Source organism: Pseudomonas sp. EA_35y_Pfl2_R5 (assembly GCF_963970805.1).
Taxonomy (GTDB): Bacteria; Pseudomonadota; Gammaproteobacteria; order Pseudomonadales; family Pseudomonadaceae; genus Aquipseudomonas.
Genome location: NZ_CAXAOW010000012.1, coordinates 86,029 through 101,800 on the forward strand (window position 1 = coordinate 86,029; position 15,772 = coordinate 101,800).

General features: G+C 61.8%; 16 protein-coding genes. 7 read left to right on the forward strand and 9 right to left on the reverse strand.

Annotation, left to right across the window (positions count from 1 at the left end; genetic code table 11):
• Positions 1 to 15 precede the first annotated feature (15 nt).
• On the reverse strand, positions 16 to 873 hold the full coding sequence (ku, locus tag AACX99_RS17720; RefSeq protein WP_339413740.1) for a non-homologous end joining protein Ku: 858 nt from the start codon (positions 871 to 873) through the stop codon (positions 16 to 18).
• Positions 866 to 1,018 (reverse strand): PSPA7_2676 family Cys-rich small protein, encoded by a 153-nt coding sequence (locus AACX99_RS17725; protein ID WP_339413741.1) that lies wholly within the window; start codon positions 1,016 to 1,018, stop codon positions 866 to 868. Before AACX99_RS17725 ends, ku begins: the two co-directional genes overlap by 8 nt.
• A 205-nt stretch (positions 1,019 to 1,223) precedes the next feature.
• On the opposite strand from AACX99_RS17725, the gene AACX99_RS17730 reads away from it, so the two are divergent.
• From AACX99_RS17730 to AACX99_RS17740, 3 genes are read left to right on the forward strand one after another with little or no spacing between them, the layout of a single operon-like run.
• Positions 1,224 to 1,730, forward strand: coding sequence for a (2Fe-2S)-binding protein (locus tag AACX99_RS17730; RefSeq protein ID WP_339413742.1), 507 nt, complete (start codon positions 1,224 to 1,226; stop codon positions 1,728 to 1,730).
• Entirely contained in the window at positions 1,730 to 2,719 is a 990-nt protein-coding gene (locus AACX99_RS17735; protein WP_339413743.1) for an FAD binding domain-containing protein, read from the forward strand. Before AACX99_RS17730 ends, AACX99_RS17735 begins: the two co-directional genes overlap by 1 nt.
• Positions 2,716 to 4,917 (forward strand): xanthine dehydrogenase family protein molybdopterin-binding subunit, encoded by a 2,202-nt coding sequence (locus tag AACX99_RS17740; RefSeq protein ID WP_339413744.1) that lies wholly within the window; start codon positions 2,716 to 2,718, stop codon positions 4,915 to 4,917. The genes AACX99_RS17735 and AACX99_RS17740 overlap by 4 nt, the downstream gene beginning before the upstream one ends.
• Positions 4,918 to 5,103: 186 nt before the next feature.
• On the opposite strand, the gene folE is transcribed toward AACX99_RS17740, so the two are convergent.
• From folE to AACX99_RS17760, 4 genes are all read right to left on the reverse strand, one after another.
• Positions 5,104 to 5,652 (reverse strand): GTP cyclohydrolase I FolE, encoded by a 549-nt coding sequence (folE, locus tag AACX99_RS17745; protein ID WP_339413745.1) that lies wholly within the window; start codon positions 5,650 to 5,652, stop codon positions 5,104 to 5,106.
• 86 nt (positions 5,653 to 5,738) lie between these two features.
• Positions 5,739 to 6,311: a Smr/MutS family protein gene (locus AACX99_RS17750; RefSeq protein ID WP_339413746.1), complete on the reverse strand. Its 573-nt coding sequence runs from the start codon at positions 6,309 to 6,311 to the stop codon at positions 5,739 to 5,741.
• A gap of 60 nt (positions 6,312 to 6,371) precedes the next feature.
• Positions 6,372 to 6,692: a hypothetical protein gene (locus tag AACX99_RS17755; RefSeq protein ID WP_339413747.1), complete on the reverse strand. Its 321-nt coding sequence runs from the start codon at positions 6,690 to 6,692 to the stop codon at positions 6,372 to 6,374.
• A gap of 123 nt (positions 6,693 to 6,815) precedes the next feature.
• Complete coding sequence (locus AACX99_RS17760; protein WP_339413748.1) at positions 6,816 to 7,412, reverse strand: cysteine hydrolase family protein; 597 nt, start codon at positions 7,410 to 7,412, stop codon at positions 6,816 to 6,818.
• 157 nt (positions 7,413 to 7,569) lie between these two features.
• Here AACX99_RS17760 and AACX99_RS17765 point away from each other — a divergent pair, with 157 nt between their 5' ends.
• Positions 7,570 to 7,704, forward strand: coding sequence for a hypothetical protein (locus AACX99_RS17765; protein WP_339413749.1), 135 nt, complete (start codon positions 7,570 to 7,572; stop codon positions 7,702 to 7,704).
• Between the two features lie 109 nt (positions 7,705 to 7,813).
• Positions 7,814 to 8,722, forward strand: coding sequence for a 50S ribosomal protein L3 N(5)-glutamine methyltransferase (prmB, locus tag AACX99_RS17770; protein WP_339413791.1), 909 nt, complete (start codon positions 7,814 to 7,816; stop codon positions 8,720 to 8,722).
• On the opposite strand, the gene AACX99_RS17775 is transcribed toward prmB, so the two are convergent.
• On the reverse strand, positions 8,723 to 12,199 hold the full coding sequence (locus tag AACX99_RS17775) for a hybrid sensor histidine kinase/response regulator (protein WP_339413750.1): 3,477 nt from the start codon (positions 12,197 to 12,199) through the stop codon (positions 8,723 to 8,725).
• Between the two features lie 243 nt (positions 12,200 to 12,442).
• Here AACX99_RS17775 and AACX99_RS17780 point away from each other — a divergent pair, with 243 nt between their 5' ends.
• The gene (locus AACX99_RS17780; RefSeq protein ID WP_339413751.1) at positions 12,443 to 13,012 is read left to right on the forward strand and encodes a GNAT family N-acetyltransferase; all 570 of its coding nucleotides are present in this window, start codon (positions 12,443 to 12,445) and stop codon (positions 13,010 to 13,012) included.
• A 2-nt stretch (positions 13,013 to 13,014) separates the two neighbouring features.
• Entirely contained in the window at positions 13,015 to 13,848 is an 834-nt protein-coding gene (locus AACX99_RS17785; protein ID WP_339413752.1) for a helix-turn-helix transcriptional regulator, read from the forward strand.
• Positions 13,849 to 13,869: 21 nt separating this feature from the next.
• On the opposite strand, the gene AACX99_RS17790 is transcribed toward AACX99_RS17785, so the two are convergent.
• Both AACX99_RS17790 and AACX99_RS17795 read right to left on the reverse strand, forming a co-directional pair.
• Positions 13,870 to 14,661 carry a hypothetical protein gene (locus tag AACX99_RS17790; RefSeq protein WP_339413753.1) on the reverse strand — a complete coding sequence of 264 codons (792 nt, stop codon included), beginning with the start codon at positions 14,659 to 14,661 and terminating at the stop codon, positions 13,870 to 13,872.
• 70 nt (positions 14,662 to 14,731) lie between these two features.
• On the reverse strand, positions 14,732 to 15,730 hold the full coding sequence (locus tag AACX99_RS17795; RefSeq protein ID WP_339413754.1) for an alpha/beta hydrolase: 999 nt from the start codon (positions 15,728 to 15,730) through the stop codon (positions 14,732 to 14,734).
• Between the last annotated feature and the right edge of the window lie 42 nt (positions 15,731 to 15,772).

The following is a 15,772-nucleotide window of genomic DNA, read 5'->3' on the forward strand; positions in this document are numbered from 1 at the left end:
GCTCGTCGCTCCGCCTTAGTTGCGTTTAGTCTTGGCTGCGGGCTTGCGCGAGCCGCTGCTCTTGTCCGGTGTTTTGCCCGTCGGCTTGCCACCCAGGCTGCGCTTGAGCAGTTCAGTGAGGTCGATGACATCGGCGCTGCGGCGGCTGTCTTCACCCTCGACGCGATCCACCACTTCGATCTTGCCGGCCTTGGCCTTGCGTTCCACCAGCTCCATGATGCGATTCTGAAATTCGTCGACGTATTCATCCGGCTGCCAGTCGCCGCTCATGTCTTTGATCAGGCGCTTGGCCATGTCCAGCTCGTTCTTGGCCAGTTTCGGTTTGCTCACCGCCGCGCCCAGTTCCAGTGACGCCAGACTGCGCACTTCGCTGGGCCAGCGCAGCATCACCAGTACCAGGGCCGACTCAAGCGGCATCAGTGCGGCCAGATGCTGCTTGGTGTGCAGCACCACGTGGGCCAGCGCCACCTTGTTGGTGCTGCTCAGAGCCTCGCGCAAGAGCGCGTAGACCTTTTCGCCACGGCGGTCAGGGGCGAGGTAGTAGGGCGTGTCGATGTGCTGCAACGGAATCTGTTCGCTGTCGACAAAGGCAAAAATATCGATGGTCTGGGTTGCCTCGGGGTGAGCGGCCCGGATTTCCTCAGCGCTGAGCACCACATAGTGGCCCTTCTCATAGGCCACGCCCTTGACGATATTTTCCTTGCTCACTTCCTTGCCGGTCGCCTTGTTCACCCGTTTGTAACCGACTGGCTCCATGCTGCGTTTGTCCAGCCAGTCGAAGTCCACGCCTTGAGTCATGGTGGCGGAGCTCAGGGCGACGGGGATGTGCACCAGGCCGAAGCTGATGGCGCCTTTCCAGATGGCTCTAGGCATGATGGCCGTCCTCCATCAGCGACCCCGGTATGTAATGGAAACTGCCGCAACGACTGCAGCGCTGGCACAGAAGGATTTCCCTGCCCATGCGGATGGCGGTGCCCGGTGACCAGAGACAACCTGCGATCAAGCATCGAATGGTCATTTCTTCCCTCCAACGGCCGGGTGGCCGCGGCGACTGTTCAATCTGTCGACCGCAGTCATGCGTAGAAGGTTTTACTCAAATGCCAAGTGGCACGAACCGAGAGCGGCGCTCAGCCACCGCTCCTCGTTTGACCTGAACGTTTTGCGCAGCGTGCACCTCATAGTTTCGACGGACGTAGAAGACATCCGACAGATCGAGGTGGCCCATGAGCGAGATCAGTAACGACGGCTTTGAACGTCGAGCTATTGCCTTTTCCCTGAACGGCCAAGCCGTGCAAGTCGAAGCCCATCCGTGGGTCACCGCACTCGATTTGCTGCGCGAGCAACTGCACCTGACCGGCACCAAGAAAGGCTGCGACCATGGCCAGTGTGGTGCCTGCACGGTTCTGCTCGACGGGCGCCGGGTCAATGCCTGTCTGCTGCTGGCGGTGATGCTCGACGGCCATGAGTTGACCAGCATTGAAGGCCTTGCGCAGAACGGCGAACTGCACCCGATGCAGAAGGCCTTTATTGAGCAGGATGCCTTTCAGTGTGGCTATTGCACGCCAGGGCAGATCTGTTCGGCGCTGGGCATGATCGCCGAAGGGCACATCGATAAAGACAGCGACCTGCGCGAGCGCATGAGCGGCAATCTATGCCGTTGCGGCGCCTATCCCAACATCCTCGCCGCGATTGAGCAGGTGCTGGCCGACTGCGATGAGGTGAGCCGCTGATGATTCCCTTTGCTTACAGCAAACCGCACAGCATCCCTGAAGCGCTGAGCCTGGCCGGGCCGGACAGCCGCTTTATCGCCGGTGGCACCAACCTGGTCGACCTGATGAAGGAAAACCTCGTGCGCCCGCAGCGGCTTATCGATATCAACGCGCTGCCACTGCGCGAGATCACGGCAAGTGCTGACGGCGGCCTGCGCATCGGCGCGCTGGTGAGCAATGCCGATCTGGTGTGGCACTCGCAGGTAGCCGCACGTTACCCGCTGATTGCTCAGGCACTGCTTTCCGGCGCGTCACCGCAACTGCGCAATATGGCGACCGTCGGCGGCAACCTGCTGCAACGCACGCGCTGCCATTACTTCTACGACAGCCAGACGCCTTGCAACAAACGCGAACCTGGCAGTGGCTGCCCGGCCCGTGATGGCTTGAATCGCTACCACGCGCTGTTCGGTGCCAGCGAGCAGTGTGTGGCCGTGCATCCGTCGGATTTTTGCGTGGCGCTTGCCGCGCTTGATGCGCAGGTTGTGGTGGTCGGGCAGGGCGGCGAAAGGCGCATCGCCTTTGCCGATTTCCATCGCCTGCCCGGCGAGCGTGCCCAGCAGGATACCGTGCTCGACGATGATGAGTTGATACTGGCACTGGAGCTTCCCGCGCGCGGTTTCGCCGACCACAGCGCCTACCTGAAGATACGTGACCGGGCCTCCTTTGCCTTCGCCCTGGTTTCGGTGGCGGCCGTCCTGGAGCTGGATGCCGACGGCACTATCCTGGAGGCCCGCCTGGCCCTGGGCGGAGTCGCCCATAAGCCTTGGCGCAACTCCGCCGCCGAAGCTGTGCTGGTGGGGCAGCGTCCTGGCACGCAGGCCTTTGCCCAGGCCGCCGAGCAGATGCTGCACGGGGCCCAGCCGCTTGCGCATAACGCCTTTAAAGTCGAACTGGCACGCCGCGCCATCGTGCGCGCGCTGAGCAACGCAGCCGCAGGAGTGAGCTCATGACTAGCGCAATGCTTGGCAAACCGCTTGATCGCGTCGATGGGCCGCTCAAGGTCGCAGGCCTGGCGCGCTACGCCGCTGACCAACCGGCAGAGGCATTACTGCATGGCAGTGTGGTGTGCAGCGCCATCGCCAGGGGGCGCATCCGCGCTATCGACAGCAGCGCGGCGTTGGCACTGCCCGGCGTGGTGCTGGTGATGACCCATGAGAACCGTCCGCCGCTGGCCGAGGATGACGAAAGCTACGAGGACGACGACGCGGCCGACGGCTCGCCGTTTCGGCCGCTGTTCAATGGCCGGATTCGCTACAGCGGGCAACCGGTGGCGTTGGTCGTGGCCGACAATCTGGAGCTGTCCCGTTATGCCGCGTCGCTGGTGCAGGTCGAGTACGAGGCTCATTCTCATCAAACCGATCTGCAGCCGCTGCTGGACGCTTCCCATCCTGCGCCCGCTGAGCTGCCGAACAATCGCGGCGATGCCGACGCCGCCATCGCCGCTGCGGATGTGCGGCTCGACCTTAGCTACGAGCTGCCCAACGAGTACCACAACCCCATGGAGCCGCATGCTTCGACAGTGATCTACCAGGCAGACGGCAAGCTGCTGGTGCACGATAAGACGCAAGGCCCACAGAACAGCCAGCAGTACCTGGCCAGTGTGCTCAAGCTCGAACCTAGCAAGGTGCGCGTCCTCTCGTCCTTCGTCGGCGGCGCATTCGGCTCGGGGCTGCGCCCGCAATATCAGCTGCCACTGGCGGCGATGGCCGTGCTACTGCTCAAGCGCAGCGTAAGGGTGACCCTGACGCGGCAGCAGATGTTCACCTTTGGCTATCGTCCGCGCACCTTTCAGCGTCTGCAGCTCGGCGCCTGGCGTGATGGTCGCCTCAATGGCCTGGTGCATGAGGTGATCGGCCAGACCTCGCGCTTCGAAGACTTCACCGAACATGTTGCCGAGTGGTCGGGCATGCTCTATCACTGCGATCACCTGCGGCTCGGCTATCGCCTGGTACCGTTGGACGTCTACACGCCGCTGGACATGCGTGCGCCCGGCGGCGCCACCGGACTGTTCGCGCTCGAATCAGCGATGGATGAACTGGCCTGGGCCACCGATACCGACCCGGTGGAGCTGCGCCTGATCAACTACAGCGAAAGCAACCTGAACGAGGGCAAACCCTATTCCAGCAAGGAGCTGCGTGCCTGCTACGAGCAGGGTGCCAAGGCTTTTGGCTGGGAGCGCCGCAGCAAGCAGCTGCGCAGCATGCGCAGGGGTGAACAGCTGGTCGGCTACGGCATGGCCACCGGCGTCTGGGAAGCCATGCAGATGCCGGCTAGCGCCCGCGCCACGCTCACCGCCAGTGGCCGCATCATCGTCTCCAGCGCCACTTGCGATATCGGCCCGGGTACCGCCACGGCCATGACCCAGATTGCCGCAGAAACCCTGGGGCTGGACCCAGCCCTGGTTGAATTCAGGCTGGGTGACTCCGACCTGCCTGACGCACCGTTGCAGGGCGGCTCGTTTACCGTCTCCTCAGTCGGCAGCGCCGTGCGTGAAGCCTGTCTTGCCTTGATCGAGCGCATGTGCGAAGCCGCACGACAACTGGCGGATGCGCCGTTTAGCGATGCGCGAACACTGTGTTGCGCAGGCGGCCGTATCCAGCAGGGCAGTGATGCTCAGCGCGGCGTTGAACTGTGCGCTCTGGCCGCTCGCCACGGAACGCTGGAGGCACAGGTACAAGCGCAGCCCGGAAAGTTACGCGAGCACTTCGCCAGTGCCACACACTCTGCGGCTTTCGTTGAAGTCGAGGTGGATGAAGCCCTTGGCTGCGTGCGCGTGTCCCGCGTGGTAAGCGCCGTGGCTGCTGGTCGGGTGGTCAACGCCAAGACCGCTCGTAGCCAGATTCTCGGTGGAGTGGTGTGGGGCGTAGGCATGGCCCTGCATGAGGAAGCCAAGGTGGATCACACCCTCGGCCGCTGTATGAACCACAACTTGGCCGAATACCATATTCCGGTGCAGGCCGATATTGGCGAAATCCAGGTGATCTTCGTTGACGAGGACGATCAGGTGGTCAACTCGCTGGGTTCCAAGGGCGTCGGTGAAATCGGCGTTGTCGGCGTAGCCGCCGCTGTGGCCAACGCTGTTTACCACGCCACGGGTAAACGCATCCGTCAGTTGCCGATTACCCTCGACAAACTGCTCGAACCCTAAGCCATGGGCTGACTGCGTCTGGCTAGCCTCAGCAGAATATTCGTGGATTTTTCCGGTTCGAGATGCGACCACGCTCAGGGATGGTAGGGTCAACAGGGCGGCGTAACCTCGCTGCTTTACTTGCTTAAAAGCGTGCAGGCAGAAAAAAACCGGCACAAGGCCGGTTTCTCTGTGTCACAAGCTTGATCAGTTATTGACCAGGCTGAGGAACTCACTGCGTGTAGCCGCGTTTTCGCGAAACTCGCCAAGCATCACCGAGGTGACCATGGAGGAGTTCTGCTTCTCCACGCCGCGCATCATCATGCACATGTGCTGCGCTTCGATCACCACTGCCACGCCCAGGGCACCGGTGACCTGCTGGATGGCTTCGGCGATCTGCCGGCTGAGGTTTTCCTGGATTTGCAGGCGACGCGCATACATATCGACGATGCGCGCGACCTTCGACAGCCCAAGCACCTTGCCTTTGGGGATATAGGCCACATGAGCCTTACCGATAAAGGGCAGCAGATGGTGCTCACACAGCGAATACAGCTCGATGTTCTTGACCAGCACCATCTCGCTGGCGTCGGAGCTGAACAGCGCACCATTGGTGACTTCTTCTAGGGTTTGCTGGTAGCCCTTGCACAGGTACTGCATGGCTTTGGCAGCGCGCTTTGGCGTGTCGAGCAGGCCTTCGCGGGATACGTCCTCGCCGAGCTGGCCAAGGATCGCGGTGTAGTTCTGTTCCAGGGACATGGACAATCTCGTAGGTCTTTCTAAAGGGCGCAGGTTAGGCCGCGAGGGTCGGGCTGGCAAGTGCGCAGGCCGCCAGCTACAGGGGCTTATTCGTCGCGACCATCCATCATGGTGCGTTTGAGCATCACATATACCGCACCGGTGCCGCCGTGTTTGGCCAGGCAGGAGGTAAAGCCAAGTACCTGTGGGTGTTGACGCAGCCAGGTGTTGACGTGGCTTTTGATCATTGGCTTGCGGCCGTCCATGCGTACCGCTTTGCCATGGGTGATGCGCACGCAGCGCACCTCCAGTTTGTTGGCCTCGGCGATAAATTCCCACAGGGTGTCGCGGGCTTTTTCCACGCTCATGCCGTGTAGGTCGAGGCTGCCTTCAAAGCTGATCTGACCCAGCTTGAGCTTGCGCATCTGGCCTTCCTGCACGCCATTGGCGGCCCAGTACAGCGGGTCTTCGGCGCCTACGTCGATGACAAACTGGTCGGACAGGCCATCGACTTTGACCGAGTCCACACGCGCGGTGGCCGCCTGGCGCAGGGTGGCCAGCTGGGCACGGTTGGGTTTCGGTTTACCGGTGTCGGCGCGGTCATGTTTGATTGGCTTAACGCCGCGCAACTCGGCTTTAAACAAAGCGCTTTCGTTATCGTCTTTAGGGTCGTCTTGCATTAGGGCCTCCGCGAAGGCCGCTAGTGTACCCAAGCTGCCGGCTCTCGTGTTTGCCTGGTGCTAGTCGCGCTTTTTCATCAGGTGTGGGGCCATGCTCAGATCGCTGGGGCGGCGCAGGCGGCGTCGGCAACGGCGCCAGAGCGTCACGCCGAAACTCAGCAACAGCAGACCGCTGATGACAACAATGCTGGCAGCGGCCGGCGACTCGTTTAGTGGGCCAAGCGAGGCCGGCCGACCGAGAAAGGTGGCAATGCCCGCCATACTCAGCAACACGCCGAACGTGGCGAACAACGCCGCGAGACCTGCGCCCAGGCGCAAACGCCAGTTGCCGGCATTGCGTGGGCGCAGACGGCGTGCATCAAAACCATCGGAGTGCTTCATTCCGATTTCCTCATGCCTATTTCCTCGGTGGCTATCGGCGGTATGACCGGCCAGGGCTAGCGTGGTTCAACTGCGCCTTCGCGCTCATAGACTAGTTGTGAACTGCTGTGCGCTGGCGCGTATTCAGATCAAGGCGCTGGCGTGTGGCACCACGGCAGCAAAGTTGTCGGCCAGGGCAATCATTTCGGCGCGGTGCATCTCGGCGGCGCTGATCACCTGGCCGTCGAGCGTCGGCAGGTCGCGGGTGGCGCAGGCGGCATCGACCACGGTGCAGCGATAACCATAGTCCTTGGTCGCGCGCACCGTGGTACTGATGCTCGAATGGGTCATAAAGCCGCAGACAATCAGGTCCAGATGCCCCAGGGCCTGCAGGCGCTCATGCAGGTCAGTGCCGTTGAAGGCGTTGGGCATGCGTTTTTCGACGATGATTTCGCCCGGCAGCGGTGCTGCTTCCGGCAGGTGCAGGCCACGTGGGCCGCGGGGGTCGAGCAGGCCATCGGGAATACCCAGGTGTTTGACGTGAACGATGGCGCTACCCCGTTCACGGGCGGCGGCCAGCAGTTTGGCGATTTCCTCCAGCGCGGCATCCAGCCCCGGTAATTGCAACACGCCGCTGCGGTATTCCTCTTGCGCATCAATGATCAGCAAGGTCGCATTACTCAGGCTGGCGGGCGCATGGCTGCGGCCAGTGAGGGCGAACATCGTTTTAGGGGTGGACATGGCAGGAACTCCAGGCTGGCATGGACAGTCCATTCATTGTCCGCCTGTGCTGCGCTGCTGTGAACCTTTGGTGTCGATGATCTTGCATGCTGCCTATGCGGCGAGCAGAATCGAGGGGCTGCCGAGGACCGGCGATTACACGCAAAGGAGCTGCAATATGAACCTAATTGCACTGTTTTCCGAACATTTCTGGCTGTTGTTCGCCGTGGCGATATCCATCGCTGTGCTGCGCGAATTGCGTATCAAACGTGATGAACCGTCGGCCAATGAGTCGCGCAGCAACAGACTTTAGGTTCAGCTTTCTCATGCTACATGGGTTGAGCTCTGCGGGGCGTGCAATGGGCTAGAATGCGCGACTTTTCCTGCGGAGAGCTACCGTGACTGACGCTACACATACCCACATAACCCGCCTGCGCACGGTGCGCGACTATATTCGCTGGGCGGTCAGTCGGTTTCATGGCGAGGAGCTGTTCTTCGGCCACGGCACCGACAACGCCTGGGATGAAGCTCGCCAACTGGTGCTCGGCGCCCTGCATCTACCTTACGAAATTGCCGACAGCTACCTCGATTGCCGCTTGGAAGACGACGAGCACACGCGCCTGCACGCGTTGCTCGCGCGGCGCATTGATGAGCGTGTACCGACCGCTTACCTGTTGGGCGAGGCCTGGTTCTGCGGTCTGCCGTTTATTGTCGATGAGCGCGTGCTGATTCCACGCTCACCGATTGCCGAACTTATCGAGCAGCATTTCGCGCCCTGGCTGGCGATTGATCCAGCGCGGATTCTTGACCTGTGCACTGGCTCGGGTTGCATCGGTATCGCCTGCGCCTATGAGTTCCCTGAGGCCGAAGTGGCGCTCGGTGATCTGTCGTTTGAGGCGCTGGAAGTGGCTAACCAAAATATCGAGCGCCATGGCCTGGATGAGCGTGTGTACACCGTGCAGGGCGATGGTTTTGCCGGGCTGCCGGGCCAGCGTTTTGATTTGATTGTCTCCAACCCGCCTTATGTGGATGCCGAGGATTTCGCCGATATGCCGGCCGAATACCAGCACGAGCCTGAGCTGGGCCTGGCCTGCGGCGAAGATGGCTTGAATCTGGTGCGACGTATGCTCGCCGAGGCGGCGGATCATCTGACCGAAAAAGGCCTGCTGATTATTGAAGTCGGCAATAGCCAGGTGCACGTCGAGGCGCTGTACCCGGAAGTCGATTTCACCTGGCTGGAATTCGAGCGCGGCGGTCACGGTGTATTCCTGCTCGCAGCCGCGCAATGCCGTGAGCACCAGGCGCTGTTCCGTCAGCGCCTGAATGGTTGATCAACGTAATGTCAGATGGCGGCTCAGCAGGGCGCGCAAGGCGGCCGGCTTGACCGGCTTGGCCAGGTAATCGAGGCCGGCGGCGTGCACTTGAGCGATCAGCTCGGGGCGGCCGTCGGCGCTGATCACCACACCCGGTAGCGGTTCACCCAGCCGGGTGCGCAGCCAGGCCATCAGCTCGGTGCCGGTTTCGCCGTCATCCAGGTGAAAGTCCACCAGTGCCAGCTGCGGCCGCACGTCTTCGCTCAACAGGTGTTCGCACTCCAGACGATTGCGCGCCGTCCATACCTGGCAACCCCAGCGTGACAACAGGCTGTGCATACCGGTGAGGATGCTGTCCTCGTTGTCGATGCACAGCACCTGGGTACCGGCCAGCGCCTGGCCATTGTGCTCGGGCTGGCTGGCCAGCACGAGCGGTTCGGCTTGCAAGGCCAGGGGAATGGTGACGCTGAATACACTGCCTTTGCCTGGCCAGGAACGCACTTCCAGCTGGTGGCCGAGTACTCGACACAGACCATCTGCAATTGCCAGGCCCAGGCCCAGGCCTTTTTCAGCGCGGGTCTGGTGGCTGTCCAGGCGTTTGAACTCCTCGAAAATCACCTTGCGCTTGTCGTCGGGAATGCCTGGCCCACGGTCCCAGACTTCCAGGCGCAACTGTTGACCCTTGCGGCGCACGCCGAGCAGTACTCGGCCCTTGGCATAGCGGAAGGCATTGGTCAGGAAGTTCTGCAATATGCGCCGCAGCAGTTTGATATCGCTGTCGACGCGCAGGCGGCTGCCGCGCAGGCGGAAGTCCACGCCGTGTTCGGCGGCCAGCACCTTGAATTCCGCGCCGAGAGTGTCGAACAGGTTGTTCAGCACAAAGGCGTGGCGATCCGGGGTGATACGGCCGTTCTCCAGGCGCGAAATATCCAGCAGGTCGCTGATCAGGTCTTCGGCCGAACGCAGCGAGCTGTCCAAATGGCGCACCAGTTCGCGGGCGTCGGCGGGTAGGGCGTCGTCCTGGTGGGACAGGGCGGCGGAGAAAAGCCGCGCGGCATTCAAGGGCTGCATCAGGTCATGGCTGACTGCGGCGAGAAAGCGGGTTTTCGACTGGTTGGCGGCCTCGGCCACGCCTTTGGCCTCGGTCAATGCCTGATTCAATTGCGACAGTTCAAAGGTGCGGGCGGCGACCCGTTGTTCCAGACCTTCGTTGGCGTCCTTGAGCGCACGCTCGGCTTCGCGGAACTCGGTGATGTCGGTGAAACTCATAACGAAACCGCCGCCGGGCATGGGGTTGCCGATCAGCTCGATCACCCGGCCGTTGGGGAATAGCCGCTCGGAGGTGTGCGCGGTGCCCTGGCGCATCCAATACAGGCGCTTGCTGACGTGCTCCTCGATATCGCCGCCGCCGAGCAAGCCGCGTTCGGCGTTGAAACGGATCAGCTCGGCCACCGGCCGGCCGACATACACCTGGCCATCGGGGTAGTTGAACAGCTCGATATAACGGTGGTTCCAGGCTACCAGGCGCAGCGACTGGTCGACCACGCTGATGCCCTGGGTGATGTTCTCGATAGCGCCTTGCAGCAGCGCGCGGTTGAACTGCAGCACTTCCGAGGCTTCGTCGACGATGCGCACCACATCCTCGACCTGCATTTCGCGGCCCTCGATGGCCGCCTTGACCACTGCGCGGGTCGATGAGGCGCCCAGCACACCGGCCAACAGGCGTTCGGTGTGAGCAATCCATTCACTGTTGGCGGTCTGGTTGGGATCGAAGCCCTTGCCCTGGCGGTAGGCAAAACGCATAAAGCTCTGCCGCGCGCGGTCTTCGCCGACAAAGCGGTTGGCCAGCAGCAACAGGTCGCCAACCTGTACCGCAAGCATGCTGCGGTTGCTCGGCTTATTGCCCAGGTCATGGCCGATAAAGCGCCCGGCTTGCCAATGCTCGGCCACTCGGGTGCGCGAGAAGTAGGAAACCCAGGCAAACAGCAGGAAGTTGCCCGTCAACGACAACACCACGCCACGGGTCAGCGGGTCTACCTGAAAACCAATCGGCCCGTACAGTAGGGTTTGCACCCCTGGCAAGGCATCCGCTGGCCAGCCCAGGCCACGTGCCACCAGCGGCATGACCAGGGTGTAGAACCAGATCAGCGCACCAACGAACAGCCCGGCAAACACGCCCTGACGGTTGGCCTGTTTCCACACCAGCGCGCCGAACATCGCCGGCGCCAACTGGCCGATGGCGGCAAAAGACACCTGACCGATGGTCGCCAGGCTGGCATTGGAGCCCAGCAGGCGATAACACACATAGGCCAGTAGCAGAATAACCACGATGCTTACCCGGCGTGCGCTCAGCATCCAGTGGCGGAAGGCCTCAAAGGGTCGCTCGGTGTTCTGCCGGCGGAGCAGCCAGGGCAGCAGCATGTCGTTGGAGATCATGGTCGAGAGCGCCACCGAAGCGACAATCACCATGCCGGTGGCCGCCGAGGCGCCGCCGATAAAAGCCAGCATCGCCAGCGCGGGATGTGCTTCAGCCAGCGGCAGACTGATCACAAAGGAGTCAGGGGTGATACCAGCCGGCAGCAGCATCTGTCCGGCCAGGGCGATGGGTACCACAAACAGCGCGGCGAGTATCAGGTAGGCGGGGAAGACCCAGCGCGCCAGACGCAGGTCCTTGGGTTCGATGTTCTCTACTACCGTCACATGGAACTGCCGCGGCAGGCAGATGATGGCGATCATCGCCAGGCCCGTCTGGGTCATCATGGCCGGCCAGTTGACGGTTTCCGCCCAGAAACTCTCCAACTCGGTGCTGGCCTTGGCCTGGCTAAACAAATCACCAAAGCCGTTATACAGGCCGTAGGTGACAAATGCGCCGACAGCGAGGAAGGCCAGTAATTTGACCAGTGACTCGAAGGCAATCGCCAGGACCATGCCGCGATGGTGTTCGGTGACATCCAGGTTGCGCGTGCCGAACAATATTGTGAACAGCGCCAGCACCAGCGAGACGATCAGCGCCGTGTCTTGGGCGCCAGTGCCATTGGCGCCCGAGCCCGCACCGCTGAGCAGGCTGACCCCAAGCACGATGCCTTTGAGCTGCAGGGCGATATAGGGCAATACACCGACCAGGCAAACCAGCGCCACCACCACTGCGAGGGCCTGGGATTTGCCGTAGCGCGCTGCGATAAAGTCGGCAATTGAAGTGATGTTTTCCTGTTTGCTGATCATCACCATCTTCTGCAGCACCCAGGGTGCGAAGACCAGAATGATGATCGGTCCCAGGTAAATCGGCAGAAACGACCAGAGCTGTTCGGCGGCCTGACCTACCGCGCCGAAAAACGTCCAGCTGGTGCAGTACACCGCCAGCGACAGGCTATACACCCAGGCGCGAATTTTCGGTGGCATGGGCGCGGCACGGCGGTCGCCATAGAAGGCAATGGTGAACAGAACGGCCATGTAAATCAGCGCAACCGCGGCGATCAGCCCGCTAGACAAAGTCATGCAAACTCCGAAAACAAACTTATAGGGGGCTGCCGGGGTCATATCTGGCAGCGCAGCGGCTGCCTGGAGCCTACCGCATCAGCGTCCACGGCAAATCATGGGTGCCAGTCTCGCAGCAAAGTGACGGTGCGTCAGGTACGACCAAGGTCGCACTGGCGCAGAATGTGTTGCTGTTGTGGATTGTGCACACATGCCGGCCCTGTTAGCGTGTCGCGCCTGCGACTCTGTCCGAGGAGGGACCCTATGTTCAAGCCGCAACTAATAACCCTGCAACGTGGCGGATTACGCATCGAGCCCATGGTCGATGCCGACATTCCCGCCCTGATCAGTCTTGCCGAAGCCAATCGCCAGGAGCTGATCTATATGAGTGGCAGCCAGCGTCTCGACTGGTATCGCCAGGGCTTGCTCGAGCAGCGTGAAGGGCGGGCCTTGCCCTTTGTTATTCGCCTAGGCGACCAGTTGCTGGGCACCACTCGTTTCGGCGATTTTATGAACACCCTGCCTGCGGCGGAGATCGGCTGGACCTGGCTGGATCGTAGCCAGCACGGCACGGGCCTCAACACCACCATCAAGTACCTGATGCTCAAGCACGCGTTCGAGAACTGGGGGCTAGTGCGCGTACAGCTGAAAACCGCAGCCAGCAATCTGCGTTCGCAACGCGCCATCGAAAAACTCGGGGCGCAGCGTGAAGGCCTGCTGCGCAATCACCGTCGACTGGCCGATGGGCGCCTGGACGATACGGTGATGTACAGCATCACTGACCATGATTGGCCGGTGATCAAGCTGCAGCTGGAGGCGCGTTTCAGCGGTTAGGTATGGCGCAGGCGGGTGGCGAACAGACACGTTTCTGGCAGGCGCGCGAGCTGGGCGGTATCGAGCTGCTGCACGCGCACTATATCGAGCAGCGTTTTTCACCCCATGTGCATGAAGGCTTTGTCTTCACTGTGATCGAGCAGGGTGCCCAGCGCTTTCGCCACCGTGGCAGTGATCATCTGGCCCCAGCCGGCAGCATGGTGCTGATCAACCCGGATGAGTTGCACACCGGTTCTAAGGCCCATGACCAAGGCTGGCACTACCGCGGCTTCTACCCGGACAACGCGCAAGTCTGCGGCGTACTGGCCGAGCTGGAACTGGGGCAGCAGGGCATGCCGTCATTCGCCCTCAGCGTGTTGCATGATCCGCAGCTGCATCGTCAGTTCGTCGCCCTGCATCAGTTGCTGGACAGCCAAGCATCGGCGCTGCAACTGCAAACCGCCTGGCGTGAGGCCATTCTGCTGCTGTTTCAGCGTCATGCGCGCTTGCCTGAAGGCCTGGCGCCAGGTGATGAACCCCGTGCCGTCAGCCGTGCCAAGGAGTTACTGGTCAGCCAATTGGCGGCACCGCCGTCACTGGAGCAACTGGCGCAGGCGGTGGGGTTGTCGCCGTTTCATTTCGCGCGAGTGTTTCGCCGCGCCACCGGCCTACCGCCGCATAGCTGGCTGATGCAGCGCCGTCTGGAGCAGGCTCGCGCCTTATTAAGGAATGGTTGTGCGCCGCTGAGTGTGGCGATGCAGTTGGGTTTTGCCGACCAGAGCCATCTCAGTCGGCAGTTCAAGCAGGCCTACGGCGTTGCGCCAGAACAGTACCGTCAAGCCAGCACTATTTCTTAGCAAGCCTCTGCAAACAATTCGTTAGCGCGTGGCAATCCAGATCAGCAACCCCGCCTGAAACACGCAGAAGGCCACCAGACAGGTGATGGTGAAGCGCAAACCGCCGTCTTCGCGTTTGAATACATCAATGCGCGCTTCCAGCTTGCGTACTTTCACCTCTTGTTCGCGCAGGCTCTGGTCGGCCTGTTGCAGCATGCTGGCGGCGTCCAGTAACTCGATGATCTGCACCTTTTCCGTATGCCAGTCGCCATGCAGTGAGCTGACCCGTGGCGCGCCGCACTGCGCCTTGATCTTTAGTGGGTCGAGGTATTCGACCACAAAGCCCTGGGCCTGCAGGCAGTGGTCGCGACGGGCGCGGGCTTCATCGCTGAAGGCGTCCTTACTCGCCAGCGGGGTGTTTTCCACCTGGTAATGAGCGAAGTGCTGGCGTGCCCAGATAATCCCCTGGGCCAGCATAAAACGCCCCAGGCCACGGTTTTCCGGCTGTACCAGCAGGCCAGTGTCGGGGCCGAAGCGCACGGTGCGCTGTTCATGATTGGCCCAGACTTCGAAGATATTCTGCTCCTTGCGCACCCGCTGACCGGGGAGCTGCAAGGTTAAACGCAGCAAACTGTGTTGCTTGCCCAGCCGCTCGACGCGGCCAAACTGGATAAAGCGCAAGGGGCGTGCGCCGGTGTGGCGGTCGGTGGGCAGGGCAGCCAGGCGCAATAGGTGAAAATGTTCGGGCGCAAGCTCGGCCCAGGGATGGGCTTGCTCGACGACTTCCTGTGGGGCAACGTCGGTGTCGGTTTGCGGCGCGGGGCTGTCGGTCATAAAACGGCGGTCCTTTACGCGACGCCAATTTATAGGGCGCCTGCTTTTGCGCTTATCGGCCGCCGCTCGGCTAACTGGAGGCTGGCTTTTTGCCGCTGCGCTGGATGAACTCGGCGATCTGCTCGCCCAGCCCCTGTGCCAACGGTAGCTGAGGGTTGTCATAGCTGGCCAGTTGCGCCGGTAAATCCAGCGCGCTGATACGCAGCATATGGTTCATGCCGGGGATGATCAGCAGCTCGGCATCCGGCTTGGCCGCTTGCAGTGCCTGGGCGTCGGCGACACTAACCTGGATGTCATGGCTGCCCTGTACGATTAGCGCCGGGATCTGCAACTGGGCAAAGGCCTGGCCGGGGTTCTGCCGCAGCAGTGAGATCAAATAGGGCTGCACGCTGGGGCGAAACAGCACCTGCAACTGTTTGGGCACCTGTGGGCTGAGTTGCCCGGCCAGTAGTCGGTCGAGCAACTGATTGCTCTGCGCCAGCAGATGCGGCGGCAGACGGGAAGCGAGTTGCTCCCGCAATAGCTGATCAATCGGCCGCGAGCTGCCGGCAATTGCCACCAGGGCGTCGGCCTGGGCCTGTTCGGCAGCCAGGCTGGCAATCAGTGCGCCTTCGCTGTGGCCAATTAGAATCAACCGGTCAAACGCCGGATCAGCCCTGAGTCGTTGCGCCCAGCTCACCGCATCGCTGACATATCCCTCGACACTCAGGTCGCGTTCATCAGGGGTGGCGGCGCGGCTGGCGGCTACGCCACGCTTGTCATAACGCAGGCTGGCGATGCCCTGTTTGGCCAGACTCTGGGCCAGGCGTTTGAGGCTGTCGCTCCGGCCGCCTTCGGGGTTGTTGCCGTCACGGTCGGTGGGGCCGGAGCCGGCAATCAACAGCGCTACTGCCATGGGTGTGGTGCTGCTGGGTTTGAGCAAGGTGCCATGCAGAGTGCCTTGGTCTGTCTGCAGGCGCATGGATTGTTGCACGCTGCTGTGGGCGTTGCTGCTGCCTGCTGTACTAGGAGGAGCGGCGTTCAGCAAGGTACTGCAGAGCAGAAGAGGCAACAAAAGAACTCGGTTCATGAATAGCAACTGCCAGGGATAAGCCGATTGGACGTTTATCCG